This window comes from Xanthocytophaga flava, assembly GCF_030068545.1.
Lineage (GTDB): Bacteria > Bacteroidota > Bacteroidia > Cytophagales > 172606-1 > Xanthocytophaga > Xanthocytophaga flava.
The window spans coordinates 473,951-498,557 of record NZ_JASJOR010000001.1; the positions used below are offsets into that span (position 1 = coordinate 473,951).

The following is a 24,607-nucleotide window of genomic DNA, read 5'->3' on the forward strand; positions in this document are numbered from 1 at the left end:
CTATCAAACGTTTAACTTATAAGTTATTTTTTCTGTCATCCTATATTAATTTATTGTAAATTTGTTTGAAACCTCCCACCCTTATCCGTGGGAGGTTTTATATCGCCAAGATGGTATTTTATAACAAACCACTATACTATCTTCTCATTCATCTACATCTATGTTAGAACGTCCTGGAAAACCTGTGAAAAAAGCCTTTTCTGAGAGTCCTCGCAATACTCGCCTTGGAGCACCACGCTTTTTGGATGCTGATCTTGGTAAATTACCTCCACAGGCTCCTGAACTGGAAGAAGCTGTACTAGGTGCCCTAATGCTGGAAAAAGATGCACTGACAACAGTCATTGACATGCTGAAACCAGATAGCTTTTATAAGGATTCCCACCAGGAAATCTATAGAGCTATTCTGGATCTGTTTGCACAATCAGAGCCTGTTGACTTGTTGACAGTGACAGAGAAACTTCGGGAAATGGGCAAAATTGAAATGGTTGGTGGGGTGGCTTATATTGCCCAGTTAACCAATAGAGTCAACTCTGCTGCCAACATTGAAGCGCATGCCCGTATTATTGGTGAAAAAGCGATCAAGCGTGAATTGATTTCTCAGGCATCTGAAATATTGAAACATGCCTACGAAGACACTACAGATGTCTTTAATCTGATGGACTTTGCCGAACAGGGACTCTTTCAAATCTCAGAATCTAATATCCGTAAAAAAGTAGCAGGTATGCGAGACCTGATGCAAATTGCGATTAAAGAACTGGAAGCCAAAAAAGACCGTAAAGATGGTCTGACAGGTATCCCTTCTGGCTTTAGCGCACTGGATCGGGTAACCTCAGGCTGGCAGCGTTCTGACTTGATTATTCTGGCAGCTCGTCCGGCAATGGGAAAGACGGCCTTTGTACTTTCTGCATTACGAAATGCAGCGGTTATGTTTAATATGCCAGTTGCTATTTTCTCCCTGGAGATGTCCGCGGTTCAATTAGTGAATCGTCTGATTTCAGGGGAAGCAGAACTGGAAAGTGAGAAAATAAAGAAAGGAAATCTTGCTGCGTATGAATGGGAACAACTACATGCCAAGATTCGCAATCTTGAAGCTGCTCCTATTTATATTGATGATACGCCGGCACTCTCTATTCTTGAGTTACGTGCCAAATGTCGCCGTCTGAAAGCACAACATGATATTCAATGTATTATCATTGACTACTTGCAGCTAATGAGCGGTGATTCCGGAGGGAAAGGTGGAGGAAACCGTGAACAGGAGGTTGCTCAGATTTCCCGGGCTCTCAAAGGTCTGGCGAAGGAACTGAACGTACCGGTTATCGCTCTTTCTCAGTTGAGTCGTGCGGTTGAGACACGGGGTGGAGATAAACGACCACAACTTTCTGACTTACGGGAATCAGGTTCTATCGAGCAGGATGCCGATATGGTGGCCTTCCTGTATCGTCCTGAATACTATGGTATTACTCAGGATGAAAATGGAAATCCAACTACCAACATGGGTGAAGTAATTATTGCCAAACACCGAAATGGATCACTGGAAAACGTACCATTGAAATTTATAGGTAAATACACCAAGTTTTCTGACTGGGATGGTGCTGAATCATTTACTAATCTAGCGTCATTGCCTAGTTCTGGAATAATTCCGAATGAATTTGATGAAGACCTGCCAAATGGCACCATTCGTCTGGGTAGTAAGGCAAACAGTCTGCCACCACAAATGCCACCAGAATCATTGGGAGACGAACCTCCGTTTTAATTTTATCTATAACAACTCGTCATATTCAAAAGCCTCAGCCATCTATGCTGGGGCTTTTTTTGTATAGGAGTTGCTGAAATAGTAATTACAGATAAATAAAACTTCTCCTATAAGAAAAAGTAAATACACATATAGCATCCGAATTCTTTCAAGGTTCCAGAAGATTCCATCTGTCATCACAGGAATTGAAACACTTACAATATATACTGCACCTAGAAAGAAAATACCTAAATGCCAATAGACAAATGATTTTTTTACTCTTTGCCTATTTAATGATATCATTTGATATAAAATAGCAATCAAACCAAAGAAAACCAAAAACTGCCATCCATAGTCAGACTTAAATGAAAGAGTTATATATAAATACTTCAACACACAATCCATCCCAAGAACAACGATTGCAGAAATTGCAAAGATGACACTCTTCTTACTATAGCGTTTTTCAGAATAAAGACAAACCAATGTTATAATCCAGATAATTATATAGGGTATATACTTAAAAATAGATTCAGTCATATAACTCCAGAAACCTATGGAAGTGTTAGAAGAGTTTTCAGGCTGATTAACAATATAAATATCCGACAGTGAAAAGCTCGTTTTGAAAATTAGAGCAAACAAAAGAAATATAAATCCAACGGAGAGAAATACAATTACAATAAATGTAGGAAAAGCAAGGAAAAGTAATAGATAAGAGATCCATTTTATACTATTCAATCGATCTTTCTTCCAACGAATGAAAATGGTCCTCATAAGGTTAATCAACTGTAAACCCATACTAATAGCCAACAAAAACATGGAGAGTACTTCAATTTCCAATCTAGACAGAGCAGATGATCTTGCAAAACCCAGATTGGAAAGCAATCCATGTAAAGGAGGATATACCGTCCATCCATTATCATATTTGATAGGATAGAATAGTAATATGATCTTGCATCCCCAAAATAAAACCAATAAACTATAACAAACCCGCCAGATTATTCTAAAGCTTTTTTGCCGTCCTATATCCACCATAGGTTGTATATACCATAACCAAAGCACTCCCACCAGATAAGGAGTAAAGAATAAAATAGTTGTATTAAGGAAATCGGTCCGAATAAATACAAATTGCTCAGGAGAACCATTCCAGTATAATCCTATATTAACCAGTATTCCTGTGAGAACAGATATAATCCCTAACCAGATATAAGCAGTAAAGTAGCGTTGAATCATTAATGAAATCAGTATACTAGAAACAATGCCAAAATAGACAAAGAATGAGTTTCTGGAAGGTAGATGGATAAATTTATTGTGTCTATAGAAGACTTGTATTAGAATTCACATATCTTATCTTTGCATGATACAATAATAAATACAGAGAAGACAATTTTATATATAAAGTTCTTCTCATTATCCATACCACTGTATCTGTTGTTGGGTCATTCATCTAACTCTACTAACTGACTTTCTAAGCCAATCATGAATCAGAAACAACGTATTTTCTTTTGGTCTATTACTGCAGCCTTGGGAGGCTTCCTTTTTGGTTTTGATACTGCCGTTATCTCCGGCGTAGAGCAATCCCTCCAATCTCTATGGCAACTTGATGTATGGGAACATGGGCTAACGGTATCCATCGCCTTAATTGGGACTGTAATTGGCTCCATGCTAGGTGGTATTCCAGCTCAACAATTAGGCCGAAAAAAAACGCTTTTCTGGATTGCAGTTCTTTATCTGATCTCTTCTATTGGAACAGCTCTTGCTGTTAACTGGGAAATGTTTTTGATCTTTCGCTTCCTGGGTGGCTTAGGAGTAGGTGCATCTTCAGTAGCTGCACCTATGTATATCACTGAAATCTCTCCAGCTAAATCCAGAGGAAGATTGGTTGCTCTTTTTCAATTCAATATTGTGTTAGGAATTCTGGTTGCCTATCTGTCTAACTATCTTCTGGCCGAATTTATGACCAATGAATCCTGGAGATGGATGTTGGGAGTTCAGGCTTTTCCTTCAATAATCTTTCTGGTAGCTGTCTTAAATATTCCAGAAAGCCCACGCTGGCTACTTTTAGCGAAAGGACAAACTACTCAGGCTCGGGAAGTACTACAACTGATTGATCCGGAAACGGCAGAAGAGACTTTTATAGCCATACAAAAACATGTAGATCAACCTCAAACAACAAAGCTCTTTTCTGGTTCTTATAGTACACCTATTATGCTGGCAGTGTTATTTGCAGTATTTAATCAGGTATCAGGCATTAATGCAATCATCTACTATGCACCACGTATTTTTGAAATGACAGGTCTGGGTAAAAACTCTGCTTTATTATCTTCTACAGGTGTGGGTGTAGTCAATCTGGTATTTACCATGATCTCCTTGAATTTGATTGATCGATATGGACGCAAAACATTGATGAAAATAGGTTCTGTTGGTTTAATCATCACATTGGCTTTAGTAGCCCGAGCTTTTTATGCCCAGGACTTTAGTGGATTAACTGTTCCTTTACTGTTGTTTGTGTATATAGCCTTTTTTGCATTCTCACAGGGAGCCGTTATATGGGTATTTATATCCGAGATTTTCCCGAATGAAGTACGGGCTAGTGGACAAGCGTTGGGAAGCTTTACGCACTGGATTATGGCAGCTATTATTACATTCACATTTCCTTATCTGGCAGAACGTTTTGGAGGCGGGAACACATTCCTGTTTTTTACAATCATGATGGTGTTGCAATTATTGTTTGTTCTTCGACTTATGCCAGAAACCAAAGGTACCAGCCTGGAACAAATTGAAAGAACATTTATATCTCATTAATCACTCTAACTATGAATCCACTAATCGTTTGTTTTGGAGAGATTCTCTGGGATGTATTGCCCACCAGTAAACAACCTGGAGGTGCGCCAATGAATGTAGCAGCTGACCTTCGGAATTTTGGTGTCAATGCTCAGCTTATAAGTCGGGTAGGAAATGATGAACTGGGTAACGAATTGATAGACTTTCTGAAGCAGAAAGGCATTCCAACCGAACTAGTCCAAACAGGGCAATCACATCTTACAGGTGTAGCCAAAGCCAATGTTTCGGATGCGAATGAAGTGACGTATAAAATTGTTCAGCCTGTAGCATGGGATTATATACAGTTAACTCAAAGCATGGAACAAACTGTAAAACAAAGTAACTTCTTTGTATATGGCAGTCTTGTAGCCCGTAGTCAGCAATCACATGAGACTCTTCTATCACTACTAAAGATAGCTCCACATAAAGTTTTTGATGTAAACTTAAGAGCACCACATTATACACGAGAATTAGTAGAAGATCTATTACATCAGGCTCACATAGCAAAATTGAATGAGCATGAACTGGCAGAATTGGCAGCCTGGTATGGAAACTCAACAAACTTACATGTTACCATGCAGACATTACAAGATCGGTATTCTCTTGATACTGTTTGTGTAACATTAGGTGCTCAGGGAGCAGCGTTGTTAAACAAAGATGGATTCTTTCAGCAATCAGGCTTCATTGTCGAAGTAAAAGATACCATTGGTAGTGGTGATGCTTTTCTGGCTGCCTTTCTCTACAAAACGCTGCAAAATGAGGAGCCTAAGAAAACAATTGAATTTGCTTGTGCAACAGGAGCCTTTCTGGCAACGAAACAAGGGGCCACTCCACAATTTTCTGAAGAAGATATATACTCATTTTTAGCAAAGGCTCAGATACTTTCTTCTTGACTAAAGAACACATCTATAATTTGTTCTACCCTACTCCTATTTATATGTATAAACGGCTGGCTTGTCTTTTCTTATTGATCCAGGTGGTCTATTATTCTGTGGCTCAGAACGAACCTCATCGTCCACAGTTTCATTTCTCCCCTAACAAGCATTGGATGAATGATCCAAATGGAATGGTGTATTATAAGGGGACTTATCATCTGTTTTTTCAACACTATCCGGATGGAACTACCTGGGGACCTATGCACTGGGGACATGCTACCAGTACAGATCTGGTTCATTGGACAGAACAGCCCATCGCATTGTATCCGGATAATCTGGGATATATCTTCTCAGGCAGTGTGGTAGTAGACAAGGATAATACCAGCGGTTTGGGTAAAAGTGGTGTATCACCACTGGTTGCCATTTTCACACACCATAATCCTGATCTGGAAAAACAAAAAAGTGACAAGTACCAATACCAAAGTCTGGCATATAGTATAGACGAAGGAAAAACCTGGAAGAAATATGAAAGCAACCCAGTACTACCTAATCCCGGTATTACTGATTTTCGTGACCCAAAAGTACGCTGGTATGAACCTCAGCAGAAATGGATCATGTCTCTTGCTACTAAAGATCGTATCACCTTTTACTCTTCACCTAATTTAAAGAACTGGACAAAAGAAAGTGAGTTTGGACAGGATGCAGGATCACATGGCGGAGTATGGGAATGTCCTGATTTATTTCCACTAACAGCTAATGGAAAAACAGCTTGGGTATTGTTGGTTAGCATCAATCCTGGCGGGCCAAACGAAGGGTCCGCTACTCAATACTTTATAGGAGACTTTGATGGAAAAACGTTTAAGCCCTATTCTAAAGAAACCAAATGGATTGATTACGGAACAGATAACTATGCAGGTGTAACCATTGCTAATACCAACGAACGAACCCTGTTTCTGGGTTGGATGAGTAACTGGTTATATGGAGAAAAAGTACCCACCAGCCCTTGGCGCAGCGCAATGACGGTACCTCGGGAATTGGGACTTACTCAAATAAAGAAAGAATGGTTTCTAACATCTGTTCCTGTAAAAGAGTTAAACGTTTTGAAAGGGGAAAGCATCTCACTCAAAAAAGAAAATATCAAAGGAGGACGCCCTTTCACGAGTAAGCTAAAAAACGAATCCGGATTATTTAAACTGGATGTGTCAGCACAAAATACAAATGACTTCTCTATTGTACTGGCTAATGATCGGGGAAATGAAGTAATCATCGGATATGAGAAAGCCAGTAATGTATACTATATAGATCGTACCCATTCCGGCCAAACAAACTTTAGAGAAGGATTTGGAAAACGGTATACTGCTCCCCGCCTCTCAGCAGATCAGATCATCTCGCTTACACTAATTGTAGATGTTGCTTCAGTAGAACTGTTTGCAGATAATGGACTAACCGTAATGACTGGGATCTTTTTTCCGGAACAGCCTATGTCTCAACTTTACATCAAATCAGCGAAAGGTATCTTTATTGAAAATTTACTATACACCAAGCTTAAGCCATCCGTTACACAACCCGTCAAAAACTAAGATACTAACTTAGAGTATATCCTTCTATATCAGAGATAAGTTTCAGGCAAAAATCAGTAAATTTGAAGAAACTTATCTCTGATTATTATGTCCTGGCATGCTGAAGATTTGATTATGACCCGTCTGGTCGAAACCATCATAGCCCCTGTAGTTTCTTCTCAGACAGACTTATATGTTGGATTACTGGAATCTGTTATCTCTCAACAACTTTCTGTAAAAGTAGCCGATATTATTTATGCCCGTTTCTGCGGATTATTTGAGAACAATAACCCTCTTGCAGAACAAGTTCTTCTGACAGATACAGAAAAGCTTCGTTCAATAGGTTTATCTGGTCAGAAAGTAAATTATATTCGTAATATAGCCACCTTTCACCAGCAATATCCTATCACAATGGATCGGCTTGCGTCTTTGACAGATGAAGAGATCATTACACATCTTACTCAGATTAAGGGTGTAGGCCGCTGGACTGTACAGATGCTTCTGATGTTTCCAATGAATCGTCCGGATATATTTCCCATAGATGATCTGATAATCAGACAATCGATGGTTGAATTATATAAAGTGAATGAAACCGGGAAAGAGTTACACAAACGTCTTCATGAGATAGCGGAAAGATGGAAGCCTAATCGTACGCTTGCTTGTAAATATTTGTGGCGATCCCGAGACAAAAAGTATTTACTACTAGTTCAACCCACACAGGATGCGATAACCCAGATTGTCTAAAATCGGACAATTGCTGTCCGCTTACGGACAGTTGCTAAACGCTACTCTTTTATAAAAGCCTCAAAACAATCGGTTTTTGAGGCTTTTATTTTTGGCAGACCATTTGTTATACCGAAATAGAAGTAATACAAAACAATCATTATCTCTTTTCTTATGCGCCGAAGTGATCTTGGGGAATTTGAAGAAATTGTGTTATTAACAGTAGCGGTTCTGACACCTAACGCTTACAGTGTAGTGATTGCAGAAGAACTGGAAGCACAGACCGGACATACTGTAACCACAGGTGCAGTTCATGCAGCACTGCAACGTCTGGAAGACAAAGGACTTGTCAATTCTCAAATGGGTGAAGCCACAGCTGAACGAGGTGGCCGTCGCAAACGCCTCTTTACAGTAACAGTTGCAGGCAGTCGGGTACTGCATGAAGTACAAGCCGTTCGGGATAGGCTCTGGCAACGAATACTTCCTAATGCGCTGCCTAAAATAGATCTGGCCTAAAAAAGTACCACAATGTTCACAAAACAAGTATGATCATCGGTAAAAAGAATCATCCTCCATACTGGTTAGACTGGTTACTGGAGCGATTTTGTGCACCTCATCTGTGGGAAGAAGTACAGGGTGATCTGCATGAACGATATCAACTACGTCTTAAGCAGAAAGGAATAAACAAAGCTTATTGGTTTTACTTTACAGATGTGGTGAGTTATCTGCGTCCTGCTTTTTATAAACGAAAACATGCTACACAACTTCTTTATACTGATATGTTTCAACATAACCTCCTTCTGGCCTATCGGACCTTTAAGCGTTTTAAGGGTTCATTTTTTATCAATCTGATTGGGTTATCATTGGGAATAGCCTGTACGCTGTTAATCTATCTGTGGATAAGTAATGAACTTCATATAGATACATTTCATGAAAAAGACCATCGACTTTTCCAGATTATGGAAAACCGAAAAACAGCCAGAGGCATTGAAACCGGAGCTTCAGGACTATTTGCTGAAATTCTGGTGCGTGATATGCCACAAGTTGAATATGGGGTTACGGTAACACCTCCTAACTTTTTCCCAAAATTTACCTTGCGAACAGAAAACCAAAATGTTAAGGCAGTTGGCAAGTATGTAGGCAAAGATTTTCTCTCAGTTTTCTCCTATGATCTTGTACAAGGACAGCAAGACAAAGTATTAATCCAGCCGGATGCTATTGTGCTTTCTGAAAGTACAGCCCTCAGATTATTCAATACAACAAACAACTTAATTGGAAAAACTATTGAATGGCAGGTAGTCAACATGAAAAAGCCATGTGTCATTACAGGCATTATTAAGGATGTCCCTTCTGGCTCATCTGAACAATTTGATTTTCTGTTACCATTTGAAGCATTTCAGAACGTTATGGGCATGGGCAAGGAAATAACATGGAATACCAATAGTCCTTTTCATAATTATGTTGTAGTAAAAGAAAATACTAACCTCGATCAGTTCCAACATACCCTTGATCACTTGCTGAAGACCAGGAACTCAACAGCCAAAGACATTTCTCTTTTCTTAAAACTTTATTCGAAAAACTATTTATATGGCACCTATGAAAATGGAGTACAAGTAGGTGGCAGAATTGTGTATGTACAACTTTTCTCTCTGATTGCATTGTTTATTTTATTGATAGCTGGTATCAACTTCATGAACCTGGCTACGGCAAGAGCTTCTCGGCGAATCAAGGAGATAGGCATCAAAAAGGCCATTGGGGCCAGTCGCTTTATACTTATTCTACAATATCTAAGTGAATCGCTGTTAATGGCATTCTGCTCCCTCCTGCTTGCATTGTTGATGGTAGTGCTTCTTCTTCCCCAGTTCAACCAACTTACAGGAAAACAAATACATCTGGACTGGGATCTACAAATGATAGCATCATTTGTAGGCATTACGTTCTTTACAGGCTTGATTGCAGGGAGCTATCCAGCTTTTTATTTGTCGGGCTTCAAGCCAACTACTATACTTAAGGGGATAGTACCTACCTCATGGAGTGAGATCTGGACACGTAAAGGATTGGTAGTTTTTCAATTTACATTGTCTGTTATCTTTATCGTATCTGTCATTGTTATCTATAAACAAATAGAGTTTGTACAACACAACAATCTGGGATATGACAAAGATCATATTATCTACTTGGAAACTGAAGGAAAAATAGCCAACCAATCTGAAGTTTTTCTCGCCAGACTGAAAAATATTCCTGGAGTTGTGAACGCTTCCAGCCTCTCGGGTTATATCATTAACTCGTATCAGTCCTCAGGTGGCAATACAACAGAACTGGTCTGGAATGGAGAAAACATTCGATATAACAGCCTGGGTATTAACTATGACCTGATTGAAACATTGGGAATTACAATCAAAGAAGGAAGAAGTTTTTCAAATGCATTTCCTTCTGACAGTGCCAAGATCATCGTCAATGAAACCTTTGTTAAACGATTAGGATTGGCAAATCCTGTTGGACAAATTGTAGATGGCAGGGAAATTCTGGGGGTAACAAAAGATTTTCACTTTCAGTCACCACATGAAAAGATTCCACCTACAATTTTCCGGCTTGAACGCCAATATAACTCAACAATAGTAGCAAACATTCAGGCAGGCAAAGAAAAAGCAGTACTGGAACAACTAGCAATATTCTACAAAAATTACAATCCTGGGTTCGTCTTCGATTACCGTTTTCTCAACCAGGACTATCAGACCTTATATGTAGCAGAACAAAGAGTGGCTATACTATCCAGATATTTTGCAGGCTTAGCGATTGTCATTTCCTGTCTGGGTCTGTTTGGGTTGGCGACATTTACAGCCGAACGTAGACGAAAAGAAATTGGTATCCGTAAAGTTTTAGGATCCAGTGAGTGGGGAATTATCTATCTCTTATCTGGAGAATTTACCAGAATAGTGCTTCTCTCTATTACACTGGCTCTTCCTGTGAGCTACGTTATTGCATCAGATTGGTTAAAGGGATTTGCCTATCGAATCAGTCTACATCCCTGGTATTTCATCACAGCAGGATTAGTAGCTCTTGGAACTGCATGGTTAACGGTTGGAATACAAGCTGTAAAAGCTGCGCATATCAATCCATCCCAATGCCTGAAAGATGAGTAAAGAAGATCATATACCACCACGGTGGTTAGATTGGTTACTGGAACGGTTTTGTGCACCTCATCTGTGGGAGGAAGTGCAGGGAGACCTGCATGAACGATATCAACTACGAATCAAACGAACAAGTAAGCAAAAAGCAGATTGGCTTTACTTCAGAGATACAATAAGCTATTTAAGGCTCTCCATTTTTAAACGCAAAGATTCACTCAAACCTATCCTTACAGACATGTTACGAAATTATCTCACCATTGCATTGCGTAATCTGACTCGCAACAAAACGTATTCGGTTATTAATATAGGAGGTCTGGCCGTGGGAATGGTAGTCGCTATGTTGATTGGACTGTGGATATATGATGAACTTTCGTATGACAACTACCATTCGAATTATGAGCACATTGCTCAGGTAATGGATACCCGTACATTCAATGGAGAATCAACTACCAGTGATTTAGGTGCGATTCCTTTAGCGACTGAATTACGCACCAAATATGCCAATCATTTTGAACATGTCTCTCTTGTATGGAAAAACTATACACATGTTCTGGCAGTTGGAGATAAAAAAGTAGCACAGTCAGGTGTATGGACTCAACCTGAATTCCCTGAAATGTTGGGATTACATATGCTCAAAGGAAGCCGGGGTGCATTAAAAGATCCCTCTTCTGTACTAATTACAAACTCTCTGTCAAAAGCCTTATTTGGCGAAAAAGATCCATTAGGCCAGATTATCCGAATAGATAACATGGCAGAAGTAAAGGTAGCTGGCGTATTTGAAGATCTACCAAAGAATTCCACGTTCTATGAAACCAAACTTTTTCTGGCTTGGGACAAAGCTGTCAGCACATTTGGTGGAGGGGTTAAAGAAGCTCAGGCAGATTGGGACTATCGCAACTGGCGGATATTTGTTCAACTAAAAGAAGGAACAGATATTCATACGGTAAATGACATTGTCAAACACATTGCCCAACCACATATAAAAGAAGGGAAAGAAGAAATCCTTTTATATCCCATGCGTCAATGGCATTTATACAATCAGTTTGAAAATGGGCAAGTAGCAGGTGGCAGAATTCAGTTTGTTTGGATGTTTGGTATCATTGGGGTATTTGTGTTATTGCTGGCTTGCATCAACTTTATGAACTTATCCACTGCCCGTAGTGAAAAACGTGCCAAGGAAGTGGGCATCCGAAAAGCCATTGGATCAGTTCGAACACAATTGATAGGGCAGTTTCTCAGTGAGTCTATCCTCATCTCCTTCCTTGCACTGGTTCTGGCATTGGCCTTTTTATGGATTTCGCTTCCTTTCTTTAACCAGATTGCACACAAAGAAATTCACATAACATGGGCTAGTATATCCTTCTGGACCATCATCTTAGGCTTTACATTACTGACAGGTCTATTAGCAGGGAGTTATCCAGCTATCTATCTATCTTCTTTTGAGACTATCAAAGTATTGAAAGGAACCTTACAGATCGGCCGGCTGGCTACATTGCCACGTAAAGTACTGGTAGTAACTCAATTTACGGTTTCTGTAACCTTGATTATCGGAACTATCATTGTTTACCAACAGATCCAGTTTGCTAAAAACAGGCCTGTAGGGTATAACAGGGAAGGACTTATTCTCATTCATATGAACACGCCTGAGCTCTATGATACTCCCTATAATTTTTTACGGAGCCAGCTTCTTCAGACAGGAGCGGTAAAAGACATGGCTCGTTCATCTGATCCCACTACAGACATCTCTTACATTGAGAAAAATATTAGCTGGAAGGGCAAAGACCCCAATCTGGTCCCTCTGTTGGGTTCTTTTGCAGTTACCCACGACTATGGAAATACCCTAGGCTGGCAGATTAAAGAAGGGCGTGATTTTTCCAGAGAGTTTCCAACCGATACAGGCTCCGTGATTATCAACGAAGCCGCAGCAAAGCTTATGGGATTGAAACATCCTGTAGGAGAGCACATTTCCGCTCCAGGTCAACCTGATCGTATCATTACAGGAGTTGTAAAAGATATGATTGTAACATCCCCTTATCAGGCAACAATGCCCATGTTATACATGCTGGAATACAAATGGTCAAATTTCATCATGGTGCGTCTGTCACCTTCCTTATCGGCACACGAAGCCTTGGAAAGAATGGAGCCTGTTTTCAAAAAGATAAATCCTGGAAGCGAGTTTGATTACACATTTGTAGATGAAGAGTATGCACACAAATTCTCAGATGAAGAACGCATAGCTAACCTGGCAACCCTATTTACAACCTTATCCATCTTTCTGTCCTGTCTGGGATTATTTGGGTTAGCGACCTTCATGGCCGAACAACGGATCAAAGAAATAGGCATTCGTAAAGTACTGGGAGCCTCTGTTTTTAGTCTGTGGCAATTGCTTTCCAAAGATTTTGTCATTCTGGTTTCTGTAGCCTTTCTTATTGCAGTTCCTATTAGTTGGTACTTCTCAAATAGTTGGTTACAACAATACGAATATCGGACTAGCATCGCCTGGTGGGTTTTCATTGCATCTGGCGCGGGAGCCTTACTCATTACCTTACTCACGATCAGTTTTCAGACCCTAAAAGCAGCCTCACGCAATCCAATCAAAAGCTTACGGACAGAATAGGCTATTTGTAGAATATAGACATTTTTTAAAATGAGTGCTACACTATGAACAGAAAAGAGAAGAATCATTTTCATCCTCCGCCACGGTGGTTAGACTGGTTACTAGAGCGGTTTTGTGCTCCTCATCTGTATGAAGAGATGCAGGGAGACTTACATGAACGATATCAGCTACGAAGCAAACGGCTTAGTCCTAGAAAAGCTAACTGGCTTTACTTTAGAGATACAATTAGCTATCTGAGGCCATCGATTTTTAAACGCAGACATTCACCCAAACCTGTCCTTACCGATATGTTACGCAATTATTTTCTCATCGCTTTTCGCAATCTGACTCGTCAGAAAGCATTCTCAGTGATTAACATTCTCGGTTTATCTGTTGGTATGGCTTGTAGTATTCTGATTCTACTTTGGGTACAGGATGAACTCAGTTATGATCGTTTTCATACTCATGCCAATCAATTGTATCGTCTTACATCCCATACACCAGATATTCATGCAGCTGTTACTTCAGCTCCAACTGCAGCAGCAATGGTAGATAAAATACCCGAAGTAAAGAATGTAGTAAGGCTATCCGATAATACGCATGTATTAGAGGTAGGAGATCGTAAATTTGAAGAAGAAGGAATTTATTATGCAGACTCCACTTTCTTTGATGTGTTTTCTTTTCCATTGGTTAAAGGGGATGTAAAAACGGCCTTAAATCGTCCGGATGGAATTCTGATTACAGAAAAAATGGCTCAAAAATATTTTGGTCAGGAAGATGCACTAGGCAAAACCATCCGAAAAGATAATCAGGATGAATTTGTTGTAACAGGTGTACTGGCTGATATTCCCAGTAACTCTCACTTACAGTTCAATTTTATTCTGCCCATGTCGTTTCTGGCAAGAACGGACAGAGATCTCAAAGAAAATCGGTGGGGCAATTTCAATTTTTATACATACGTTCTGCTTGATAAAAATGTAGATGCAACCTCTTTAACTCGTCTGAATAAACAGATCAATAACATTGTCCAAAAAAACATAAAGCTTCATGTAGATTTCCAGTTACAACCTGTAGTCAGTATTCATTTGAATTCACATTTACTCAGAGATGTAGCAGGCAATGGTAATATCCAATATGTGCGGATATTTTCAGTAGTGGCTGTGTTCATTCTCGTTGTTGCCTGTATCAACTTTATGAACCTGGCTACTGCCAGATCTGCTAAACGTGCCAAAGAAGTAGGATTACGGAAGGTTGTAGGAGCCAATCGGTTTCAACTCATTGGACAGTTTCTGGCTGAGTCCTCACTGATATCCTTTATATCATTGTTAGTAGCTATTGTTCTGGTATGGCTGCTGATCCCATTCTTTAACATCTTATCAGACAAACAACTTACACTCAATTTTTTAGACACAAGGCTACTCTTAATCATTGGAGCAATCGCCATCACTACTGGATTGCTTTCAGGAAGTTATCCGGCTCTGTTTCTTTCCAGATTTCAACCTGTCAAAGTACTCAAGGGAAATTTGACCATAGCTGGCGGAGGCAGTTGGCTTCGTAATGGGTTAGTAGTCTGTCAGTTTGTAGTTTCCATCATCATGTTAGTTGGAACAGCAGTGGTTTACAATCAACTACAATTCATTAAGCAACGGAATCTGGGATTTGATAAAGAGAACTTACTGTATATACAGATGACAGGGGAGTTATGGAACAAGCAACAAGCCTTCAAAAATGAACTAAAGCAAAATCCACTCACACAAAGTTTTGCTATTGCACAAGACCTGCCAACCAATTTGGGTACAGGAGCAGCTGATGTATCCTGGGAAGGGAAAGATCCTCAAAGCCAGCCCATTTTTCCAACCATGGCCGTAGATGCAGGCTTTATTGATATCTTCAAGATGAAAATACTCAGTGGTCGAAGCTTTTATCCTGATTCGAAAGCTGATTCAGCAAGCTATATTGTCAACGAAAGAGCACTCCAGATTATGGGAATGAGTATATCCAATGCTGTAGGTAAATCCCTTATCTATGGAGGCATGAAAGGAACGATCATTGGTGTAGTACAGGACTTTAACTTTAAGCCCATCCAACAATCTATTGAACCCATACTTATGCATCTCAATACCTGGGGAGGCAAAGTGATCATTCGTACTCAACCTGGTAAAACAGAAGCTACCATTCAGGCATTGGAGGCTATTCACAAAAAGCTCAATCCTGCCTATCCTTTCTCCTATCACTTTGTAGATCAGGATCTGGCTAATCTTTACAAAACGGAAAACAGAATGGGAGATCTGTTCAATGCTTTTGCTGTATTGGCTATCTTCATTTCTTGCCTGGGGTTATATGGTCTATCTGCATTCATAGCCGAGCAACGGACCAAAGAGATTGGGGTACGAAGAGTGCTAGGGGCTTCTGTTGGCAACATCGTTTATCTGCTATCTCAAAACTTTACTCGTTTGATATTACTGGCCATGATTATTGCGACACCACTAGCCTGGTATGCAGCCAATAACTGGCTGGAAGGATTCGCCTATCGAATCAATGTTGACTGGACGATATTTCTAATTTCCTGTTTCACTGCATTGGGTATTGCGGCACTTACAGTAAGTTATGAATCTATCAAAGCTGCGCTGAAAAATCCTGTTAAAGCATTACGTAATGAGTAACTAACAAAGTCATATCGTATAATGAGTATAAAAGATCAACCTCCTCGCTGGCTAGATCGACTATTGGAACGGTTTTGTGCACCTAACCTGTGGGAAGAAGTGCAGGGAGACTTACATGAACGATATCAACTACGAAGCAAACGGGTAAGTAAAACAAAGGTCCAATGGTTATACTTCAGGGATGCACTTAGCTATCTGCGTCCTTCAGTTTTTAAACGTCACTATTCACTTCAACCTTCATTTGCAGATATGATACGCAATTATCTCACAATAGCCTGGAGGAATCTTCTCAAAAATAAAGCATTCTCTTTTATCAATATAACAGGCCTGGCACTTGGAATGACATGTAGCCTGCTCATTATGTTCTGGATACAGGATGAATACAGTGTTGATGCCTTTCACACACATAAAAATCAGCTGTATAGAATTTATGAACGTCAGTTCTTCAGTGGAAAAGCGCAAGGTGTTATATGGACTCAGGGACCACTGGCAGAAGAGCTAAAAAAAGAGATCCCAGAAATTGAGATGGCAACAGCTTTTTCATGGACAAACTACCAGACATTTACAGTTGGAAATAAGACCAATAAGCAAGGTATCAATACAGCAGGTCTGGATTTCTTTAAAATGTTCAGTTTCCCTCTGCTACAGGGGGATGTAGAAACGGCATTAAAGGAAGTAAACAGTCTGGCGATATCCCGAAAAATGGCAGAAGCTTTTTTTGGTTCACCAGAAGCAGCAATGGGTAAAACTATCAGATATGACAACCGGAAAGATCTGATAATAACTGCGGTATTTGAAAATATCCCCCAAAACAGCACGTTACAATTTGATTGTCTCAGATCCTGGGAATCGTATGTACAAGATAACGAGTGGGCAAAAGGATGGGATTCCAACGATCCTTTGACATTTTTTAAGCTCCGTCCTGATGCAGATCCAGCCAAAGTAGAAGCAAAGCTCAAACACTTCACAGACAAATACATTCCAGATCCCAATAAGACATTTCGTACTGAACTGGGTATGCAGCCTTTTCATGAATATTATCTGAACAGCAATTTTGAAAATGCCCAGGTTTCAGGTGGACGTATTAAATATATACATCTATTCACCATTATAGCTGTTTTCATCCTGCTGATTGCCTGTATTAACTTTATGAACCTGGCTACAGCCAGATCTGCCAAGCGAGCTAAAGAGGTAGGCGTACGAAAAGCTATTGGAGCTATACGATCAGCTCTAACTGGCCAGTTTCTCAGTGAGGCAATGCTTCTTACAATCCTTGCAGTTGGACTATCACTTTTACTGGTGTTTGTTTTATTGCCATTATTTAATAGCCTGACCGATAAGCATATGACTATACCTGTAACGAGCATCTCCTTTTGGGGAATAGTCGCAGGTATGACGTTCATGACAGGTTTGCTGGCAGGTAGCTATCCAGCATTTTTTCTATCCTCTCTTAATCCTGTAAATGTACTCAAAGGCACACTTAAGTTTACTTCCGGTTCACTCTGGTTTCGTAAGGGTTTGGTAGTGTTTCAGTTTGCCCTATCTACTATTCTTATTGTGGGTATGCTCATTATTTATCGCCAGATAGAATATGTACAAACCAAAAACCTGGGTTATTCTCGCGAAAACCTGATTTATTTTCCACTGGAAGGAAATATGGACAAAGGTTATGGGATTCTGAAAGAGCAACTCTCTCAGATTTCAGGTGTAAAACAAGTATCACATATTACCGAATCTCCAGCCAGTCTTAATTGGGGAACAGATGGTATTTCCTGGCCTGGTAGTGATCCTACAAATAAAGTTCGCTTTACTCCTGTTGGCGTAGGCTATGACTTTGTAGAAACCATGAATCTGAAAATGAAAGAAGGCCGAGACTTTTCCAGAAAATTCGCCACAGATTCAACAGGTTTTCTGATTAATGAATCAGCACTAAAAGCCATAGGATATAAAAATCCGATCGGAAAATTTCTAAACTGGGGAAATCAGAAAGGCCAGATTATCGGAGTAATCAAAGACTTTCACTTCCAATCCTTACATACACCTATACGCCCTCTGATTGCCTATTTGCGTAATCAGCATCGGGAAGGCAGTGTTATGGTTCGTATAGAAACGGGTAATACCCAACGAACTCTTTCTGAAATAGAAGATATATGCAAAAAGTTGAATCCTGAATATCCATTCACCTACTATTTCACAGATCAAGAGTATGCCCGGCAGTACCAGAGTGAGCAGGTAATTAGCCGTTTGTCTAATTACTTTGCCGGACTGGCTATTTTTATTGCCTGCCTGGGATTATTTGGATTAGCTTCTTTTTCTGCAGAACAGCGGGCCAAAGAGATTGGTATCCGAAAAATAGTAGGTGCATCTGTGGGTCAGATTGTATTACTCTTCTCTGCTGACTTTCTCAAACTGATTGTAGTAGCCATGCTGATTGCGATACCTGTAGCATGGTATGCAGTGAATGAATGGCTTCAGGGATTTGCTTACCGAACTGAAATCAGTTGGTGGATATTTGCATTGGCAGGTGTGGTTACGCTTGTTATTACCATTCTGACAATCAGTTTCCAGTCCATCAAAGCATCTTTACAAAATCCAGTTAAAAGTCTACGAACCGAGTAGATAGCCAGTTGATATCTTATGATGAATGCAAAGAACCAACCACCTCCTTGGCTGGATAGATTGTTAGAAAGGTTTTGTGCCCCTCATCTATATGAAGAGGTGCAGGGAGACTTACATGAACGATATCAATTACGAGTCAAACGGCTTAGTCCTAGAAAAGCTAACTGGCTTTACTTTAGAGATACAATTAGCTATCTGAGGCCATCATTTTTCAGACGCAGACATTCACCCAAACCTGTCCTTACCGATATGTTACGCAATTATTTTCTCATCGCTTTCCGCAACCTGACTCGTCAGAAAGCATTCTCAGTGATTAACATTCTCGGCTTATCTGTAGGTATGGCTTGTAGTATTATGATTTTGCTTTGGGTACAGGATGAACTTAGTTATGATCGTTTTCATACACATGCCGATCAGTTGTATCGCCTTACAATCAATGCCTCTGGTGTTGATGCCGCCATAACACCTGTACCAACAGCAGCTTTATTGGCAGACAAATTACCGGAGATCAAAAATACAGTACGCTTGCATAGTGATACCCATATATTAGGGGTAGGAGATCGTAAATTTGAAGAGGAAGGGATTTATTATGCAGATTCCACTTTCTTTGATGTGTTTTCTTTTCCATTGGTCAAAGGAGATGTAAGAACAGCCTTAAACCGTCCGGATGGAATTCTGATTACAGAAAGAATGGCTCAAAAATACTTTGGACAGGAAGATGCACTAGGCAAAACCATCCGAAAAGATAATCAGGATGAATTTGTTGTAACAGGTGTACTGGCTGATATTCCTAGTACTTCCCACTTACAGTTTGACTTTATTCTACCCATGTCCTTCTTAGCAAGAACTAATTACGATTTGAAAAACAATAACTGGAACAACTTTGATTTCTATACCTATATCCAGCTTGAAGACAAGACTAATACATCCCCTACTTCCTTAGCCAACCTTGAGAAACGCATTGGTAAACTTATCGAGAAAAATATACCACTTCGTGTAGATTTTAAATTACAACCTGTAGTCAGTATTCATTTGAATTCACATTTACTCAGAGATGTAGCAGGCAATGGTAATATCCAATATGTACGGATATTTTCAGTAGTGGCTGTGTTCATTTTGATTGTCGCCTGTATCAACTTTATGAACCTGGCTACTGCCAGATCTGCTAAACGGGCCAAAGAAGTGGGATTACGTAAAGTAGTGGGAGCAGACCGAATTCAACTCATTGGACAGTTTCTAGCGGAGTCCTCACTGATATCCTTTATATCATTGTTAGTAGCTATTGTTCTGGTGTGGCTTCTGATCCCATTCTTTAACGTACTTTCAGACAAACAACTTACACTCAATTTCCTGGATACTAACCTTCTTCTAATAATTGGAGCAATCGCCATCACTACTGGATTGCTTTCAGGAAGTTACCCTGCTTTGTTTCTTTCCAAATTCCAGCCTATAAAAGTACTCAAGGGAAATTTGACCATAGCTGGCGGAGGCAGTTGGCTTCGTAATGGGTTAGTAGTCTGTCAATTTGTAGTATCTATTATTATGCTGGTCGGGACAACAGTGGTTTATAATCAACTACAATTCATTAAGCAACGAAATCTGGGATTTGATAAAGAGAATTTGCTGTATGTACAGATGACAGGGGAGTTATGGAGCAAACAACAAGCCTTTAAAAATGAACTAAAGCAAAATCCGCTCACACAAAACTTTGCCATCTCTCTGGACCTACCCACCAATCTGGCAACTGGTGTTGTTGATGTATTCTGGGAAGGGAAAAACCCTCAAAGTCAACCCCTCTTTCCAACCATGGCTGTAGATGCAGGCTTTATTGATATCTTCAAGATGAAAATACTTAGTGGTCGAAGCTTTTATCCTGATTCAAAAGCTGATTCAGCAAGTTATATTGTCAACGAAAAAGCACTTCAGATTATGGGAATGAATGTATCTAATGCAGTTGGTAAGTCTCTGACCTTTGGGGAAACCAGAGGAACGATCATTGGAGTAGTGCAGGATTTTAATTTCAAACCTCTTCAGCAATCCATTGAACCAGTGCTTATGTATCTCAATACAGGAGGAGGCAAAGTGATTATTCGTACTCAACCCGGCAAAACAGAGGCAACCATTCAGGCACTCGAATCCATTCACAAGAAACTTAATCCTGCCTATCCATTTACTTACCATTTTATAGATCAGGATCTGGCTAACCTTTACAAGACAGAAAACAGAATGGGAGATTTGTTCAATGCTTTTGCCGTATTGGCTATCTTCATTTCCTGTCTGGGATTATATGGTCTGTCAGCATTTATAGCTGAACAGCGTACCAAAGAAATTGGGGTGCGAAGAGTATTAGGTGCTTCTGTCGGCAACATCGTTTATTTGCTATCTCAAAACTTTACTCGTCTACTGTTATTAGCTATGATCATTGCGACCCCACTAGCCTGGTATGCATCTAATAATTGGCTGGAAGGATTCGCGTATCGAATTAATATTGACTGGCCGATATTTCTGATAGCCTGTATCACAGCAGTAGGTATTGCAGCCATCACAGTTAGCTATGAGTCTATTAAAGCTGCTCTGAAAAATCCTGTCAAAGCATTACGTAACGAATAAGAATACAAAAATTAGTATTACCCAATATAGACCCCTATTTGCATCAAACAATAAGAGCCTTGAATATCAAGGCTCTTATTGTTTAAGCATATCCCAACACTTGTATCAAAGCGGACACCTCTTGTCCGTTAACGGACAAACTATATACAATTCTCATTAGCAAAAACTTGCATTAAAGCTTACCAGAAGCGTTTTTCACTTCTGGCAAACCATTTGTTATACATTTACACAACTAATCATTCTTTACATTAACTATCCATGAAAGGAACCTATTTAGGAGAGTTTGAGGAAGTGGTTTTACTGGCAGTTGCCATACGGTCAGGGGATGCTTACGGTGCAGCAGTCACCAGTGAGATTGAACAGCAGATGGGGCGGTCTGTGAATCTGGGAGCTGTCCATTCAGCACTGCATCGATTAGAAGAGAAAGGTCTGGTAAATTCACAGATGGGCGGAGCCACTGCCGAACGTGGTGGCCGTCGCAAACGACTTTATTCTGTAACCATTGCAGGAAAAAGAGCACTGGAAGAAATTCACCAACTACGGAATCAGATGTGGGAATCTATTCCTAAAACAGCCTGGTCTTAAAGTTAAAATTATGGCGACACCTCACCTACCAAGGCCACCCCATTGGGCAACAAGGTTGTTGCATGGATTCTGTGCAGATCATTTAGTTGAGGAAATGGAGGGCGATCTGGAAGAATTGTTTCACCAACGAGTTCAGATTATGGGTGAGAAGCAAGCCCGTATTCGATATGTACTAGATGTTTTAAGTTTGATACGCCTCTTTGTTTTAAAGCAAAAAGTTACTGAGTATTCACTTTTACCAAACTCAATTATGCTCCGAAACTACGCAATGATCGCCTTTCGCAACCTGGTCCGCCAGAAAGGCTATGCTTTTATTAACATTGCAGGGCTTGCTGTAGGTATGACAGTCGCTATGCTTATTGGTCTGTGGGTATATGATGAATTGTCATTCAATCAGTACCATCAGAATTACAATCACATCGCAAGAGTTATGAATCAGGTTACTGATGAACAAGAACTTCACACTGGCAATAGTCTACAATATCCACTTGCAGTAGAATTGAAGAATGCTTATGGAGATCAGTTTACTCATTTGTTAAAAGCTTCATGGACACAATCCTATATTCTTTCTCATAGAGATGCAAAGGTTTCTAAAATAGGAATATACATTGAAGATGGAGCTCCGGAAATGCTGACATTAAAAATGCTCAGAGGTACCTGGACTGGATTAAGAGATCCTCACGCTATCATGTTATCTGAATCCACTGCCAAAGCCTTGTTTGGAGACAAAGAACCACTTAATCAATTGATAAAAATAAATGCATCCATAGATGTAAAGGTAACAGGGGTCTATGAAGATGTGCCTCAAAATACTGAATTTCATGAAATACAGTTCTTTGCCCCCTTTGACCTCTGGGTGTCTATGAACGACTGGATTGAAAAACGAGCTGTCAATGACTGGAATAATCATTTCCTACGCGTTTATGCCCAGATAAAACCCAACACCAGCTTTGAAAAAGTCTCCAATACAATAAAAGACACAGAACTTAATAAGATAAAAAATCTGGAAGGTTTACAGGAACAAGTAGCCCATCATCCACAGATCTTCTTACATCCTATGAGTCAATGGCACCTCTACGGATCTTTTGAAAAAGGTCTACCTGAAAAAGGGCCAATACAAATGGTTTGGCTTGTAGGTATTATTGGTGGCTTTGTGCTCTTACTGGCTTGTATCAACTTTATGAATCTGTCAACGGCTCGCAGTGAAAAACGTGCCAGAGAAGTGGGTATTCGTAAAACCCTTGGTTCTCTCCGAGAGCAGCTGATAAGCCAGTTTCTGGGAGAATCTTATCTGGTTGTCCTTTTTGCCTTTTGCCTCTCACTTTTACTTACTCAGCTTTCACTACCCTGGTTTAATTTGATAGCGAATAAGGATATGCATATGCTTTGGGCCAATCCCTGGTTCTGGCTAACAAGTGTTGGATTCATTGGACTTACGGGTTTACTGGCAGGAAGCTATCCGGCTTTGTATTTATCTTCCTTTCATCCTGTTAAAGTATTAAAGGGCACATTACATATTGGCAGATCTGCCTCAACTCCACGCAGACTATTGGTAGTACTTCAGTTTACAGTATCCGTCACTTTGATCATCTGCACTATTGTTGTGTATCAACAAATTCAGTTCGCTAAAAACCGACCAGTAGGATATGACAGAAAAGGATTGATCACGATGGAAATGAAATCGTCAGATTTCTATGGTAAGTACGATTTGTTACGAACTACTTTACAGAAAACAGGAGTAGTGACAGAAATGTCAGAATCAATGGGTAAAGTCACAGAAGTTGCCTCTGGTAATGGTGGATTCAGCTGGAAAGGTCAGACACAAAATAAGGATAAAGATTTTGGAACCCTGACAGTAACACCCGAACATGGTAAAACAGTAGGCTGGCAGTTTGTAGCAGGAAGAGATTTTTCAAGAGAGCTAGCTAGTGATTCATCAGGGATGGTTATTAACGAAGCAGCAGCCCGATATATGGGATTAAAAAATCCTGTAGGTGAACCGGTATCCTGGACGTGGTCACAAAGTCAGAAAATCAAACAGTACAGGATTCTGGGTGTAATCAAAGATATGGTTATGGACTCACCCTATGAACCTATAAAACCCACCCTATTTTACATTCAGGGCTTTAATGGATCTGTAAGCTGGATCAATATCAGACTTAATCCTAGAGTAAGTACCTCTCAAGCATTGTCTAAGATCGAGGCAGTATTTAAGAAGCTTATTCCTACTGCACCTTTTGATTATCAGTTTGTAGATCAGGATTATGCCAAAAAGTTTGCAGAAGAAGAACGAATCGGGAAGTTAGCCTCTGTGTTTGCACTACTTGCCATATTCATTTCATGCTTAGGCTTATTTGGTTTGGCGTCATTTGTTGCCGAACAACGCACCAAAGAAATTGGCATTCGGAAAGTGTTAGGGGCAACCATACTGAATATCTGGCAGTTATTATCCAAAGATTTTGTTCTGCTGATAACCTTATCTTTTGTCATCTCCACCCCTATAGCCTGGTATTTTCTCAACAACTGGTTACAAACGTATGAATATCGAACCCATATATCCTGGTGGATCTTTGCTGTGACAGGTGCGGGAGCTTTAGTAATTACCTTGTTGACCGTGAGTTTTCAATCGATCAAAGTAGCATTGATGAATCCGGTTAAGTCCTTGCGGAATGAATAAATCAAAAAAGCATCCGG

The 24,607-nt window shown here is 40.0% G+C and carries 14 protein-coding genes; 13 read left to right on the forward strand and 1 reads right to left on the reverse strand.

The window, feature by feature from the left end:
- The first annotated feature begins 160 nt into the window (after window positions 1–160).
- Window positions 161–1,753, forward strand: a complete 1,593-nt coding sequence (dnaB, locus tag QNI15_RS01990; protein WP_313975239.1) for a replicative DNA helicase — start codon at window positions 161–163, stop codon at window positions 1,751–1,753.
- 42 nt (window positions 1,754–1,795) lie between these two features.
- On the opposite strand, the gene QNI15_RS01995 is transcribed toward dnaB, so the two are convergent.
- Window positions 1,796–2,962: a cbb3-type cytochrome c oxidase subunit I gene (locus QNI15_RS01995; RefSeq protein WP_313993611.1), complete on the reverse strand. Its 1,167-nt coding sequence runs from the start codon at window positions 2,960–2,962 to the stop codon at window positions 1,796–1,798.
- A gap of 246 nt (window positions 2,963–3,208) precedes the next feature.
- On the opposite strand from QNI15_RS01995, the gene QNI15_RS02000 reads away from it, so the two are divergent.
- The 12 genes from QNI15_RS02000 to QNI15_RS02055 all read left to right on the forward strand — a co-directional run bounded on the left by QNI15_RS02000 (window position 3,209) and on the right by QNI15_RS02055 (window position 24,590).
- Complete coding sequence (locus tag QNI15_RS02000) at window positions 3,209–4,534, forward strand: sugar porter family MFS transporter (protein WP_314030261.1); 1,326 nt, start codon at window positions 3,209–3,211, stop codon at window positions 4,532–4,534.
- A gap of 11 nt (window positions 4,535–4,545) precedes the next feature.
- Window positions 4,546–5,445: a carbohydrate kinase family protein gene (locus tag QNI15_RS02005; RefSeq protein ID WP_314030263.1), complete on the forward strand. Its 900-nt coding sequence runs from the start codon at window positions 4,546–4,548 to the stop codon at window positions 5,443–5,445.
- Window positions 5,446–5,489: 44 nt separating this feature from the next.
- The gene (locus QNI15_RS02010) at window positions 5,490–7,007 is read left to right on the forward strand and encodes a glycoside hydrolase family 32 protein (protein WP_314030264.1); all 1,518 of its coding nucleotides are present in this window, start codon (window positions 5,490–5,492) and stop codon (window positions 7,005–7,007) included.
- An 87-nt stretch (window positions 7,008–7,094) separates the two neighbouring features.
- Entirely contained in the window at window positions 7,095–7,730 is a 636-nt protein-coding gene (locus QNI15_RS02015) for a DNA-3-methyladenine glycosylase family protein (protein ID WP_314030265.1), read from the forward strand.
- Between the two features lie 153 nt (window positions 7,731–7,883).
- Window positions 7,884–8,225 (forward strand): PadR family transcriptional regulator, encoded by a 342-nt coding sequence (locus QNI15_RS02020; protein WP_313975250.1) that lies wholly within the window; start codon window positions 7,884–7,886, stop codon window positions 8,223–8,225.
- Between the two features lie 29 nt (window positions 8,226–8,254).
- The gene (locus QNI15_RS02025) at window positions 8,255–10,852 is read left to right on the forward strand and encodes an ABC transporter permease (RefSeq protein WP_314030266.1); all 2,598 of its coding nucleotides are present in this window, start codon (window positions 8,255–8,257) and stop codon (window positions 10,850–10,852) included.
- Window positions 10,845–13,457, forward strand: coding sequence for an ABC transporter permease (locus QNI15_RS02030; RefSeq protein WP_314030267.1), 2,613 nt, complete (start codon window positions 10,845–10,847; stop codon window positions 13,455–13,457). The genes QNI15_RS02025 and QNI15_RS02030 overlap by 8 nt, the downstream gene beginning before the upstream one ends.
- 44 nt (window positions 13,458–13,501) lie before the next feature.
- Window positions 13,502–16,099 carry an ABC transporter permease gene (locus QNI15_RS02035; protein ID WP_314030269.1) on the forward strand — a complete coding sequence of 866 codons (2,598 nt, stop codon included), beginning with the start codon at window positions 13,502–13,504 and terminating at the stop codon, window positions 16,097–16,099.
- Window positions 16,100–16,120: 21 nt separating this feature from the next.
- Window positions 16,121–18,718 carry an ABC transporter permease gene (locus QNI15_RS02040; RefSeq protein WP_314030271.1) on the forward strand — a complete coding sequence of 866 codons (2,598 nt, stop codon included), beginning with the start codon at window positions 16,121–16,123 and terminating at the stop codon, window positions 18,716–18,718.
- A gap of 18 nt (window positions 18,719–18,736) precedes the next feature.
- A complete protein-coding gene (locus QNI15_RS02045; RefSeq protein ID WP_314030273.1) occupies window positions 18,737–21,328 on the forward strand; it encodes an ABC transporter permease in 2,592 nt (863 codons plus the stop codon).
- Between the two features lie 258 nt (window positions 21,329–21,586).
- Entirely contained in the window at window positions 21,587–21,913 is a 327-nt protein-coding gene (locus tag QNI15_RS02050) for a PadR family transcriptional regulator (RefSeq protein WP_313975260.1), read from the forward strand.
- A gap of 10 nt (window positions 21,914–21,923) precedes the next feature.
- On the forward strand, window positions 21,924–24,590 hold the full coding sequence (locus tag QNI15_RS02055; RefSeq protein ID WP_314030275.1) for an ABC transporter permease: 2,667 nt from the start codon (window positions 21,924–21,926) through the stop codon (window positions 24,588–24,590).
- Window positions 24,591–24,607 lie beyond the last annotated feature (17 nt).

What these genes read in the sequence shown, in the direction of transcription:
- QNI15_RS02020 (WP_313975250.1), top strand. Translation starts at nt 7,884, where the DNA reads ATGCGCCGAAGTGATCTTGGGGAATTTGAAGAAATTGTGTTATTAACA.
- QNI15_RS02025 (WP_314030266.1), top strand. Translation starts at nt 8,255, where the DNA reads ATGATCATCGGTAAAAAGAATCATCCTCCATACTGGTTAGACTGGTTA.
- QNI15_RS02045 (WP_314030273.1), top strand. Translation starts at nt 18,737, where the DNA reads ATGATGAATGCAAAGAACCAACCACCTCCTTGGCTGGATAGATTGTTA.
- QNI15_RS02010 (WP_314030264.1), top strand. Translation starts at nt 5,490, where the DNA reads ATGTATAAACGGCTGGCTTGTCTTTTCTTATTGATCCAGGTGGTCTAT.
- QNI15_RS02050 (WP_313975260.1), top strand. Translation starts at nt 21,587, where the DNA reads ATGAAAGGAACCTATTTAGGAGAGTTTGAGGAAGTGGTTTTACTGGCA.
- QNI15_RS02000 (WP_314030261.1), top strand. Translation starts at nt 3,209, where the DNA reads ATGAATCAGAAACAACGTATTTTCTTTTGGTCTATTACTGCAGCCTTG.
- dnaB (WP_313975239.1), top strand. Translation starts at nt 161, where the DNA reads ATGTTAGAACGTCCTGGAAAACCTGTGAAAAAAGCCTTTTCTGAGAGT.
- QNI15_RS01995 (WP_313993611.1), bottom strand. Translation starts at nt 2,962, where the DNA reads ATGATTCAACGCTACTTTACTGCTTATATCTGGTTAGGGATTATATCT.
- QNI15_RS02005 (WP_314030263.1), top strand. Translation starts at nt 4,546, where the DNA reads ATGAATCCACTAATCGTTTGTTTTGGAGAGATTCTCTGGGATGTATTG.
- QNI15_RS02035 (WP_314030269.1), top strand. Translation starts at nt 13,502, where the DNA reads ATGAACAGAAAAGAGAAGAATCATTTTCATCCTCCGCCACGGTGGTTA.
- QNI15_RS02030 (WP_314030267.1), top strand. Translation starts at nt 10,845, where the DNA reads ATGAGTAAAGAAGATCATATACCACCACGGTGGTTAGATTGGTTACTG.
- QNI15_RS02055 (WP_314030275.1), top strand. Translation starts at nt 21,924, where the DNA reads ATGGCGACACCTCACCTACCAAGGCCACCCCATTGGGCAACAAGGTTG.
- QNI15_RS02040 (WP_314030271.1), top strand. Translation starts at nt 16,121, where the DNA reads ATGAGTATAAAAGATCAACCTCCTCGCTGGCTAGATCGACTATTGGAA.
- QNI15_RS02015 (WP_314030265.1), top strand. Translation starts at nt 7,095, where the DNA reads ATGTCCTGGCATGCTGAAGATTTGATTATGACCCGTCTGGTCGAAACC.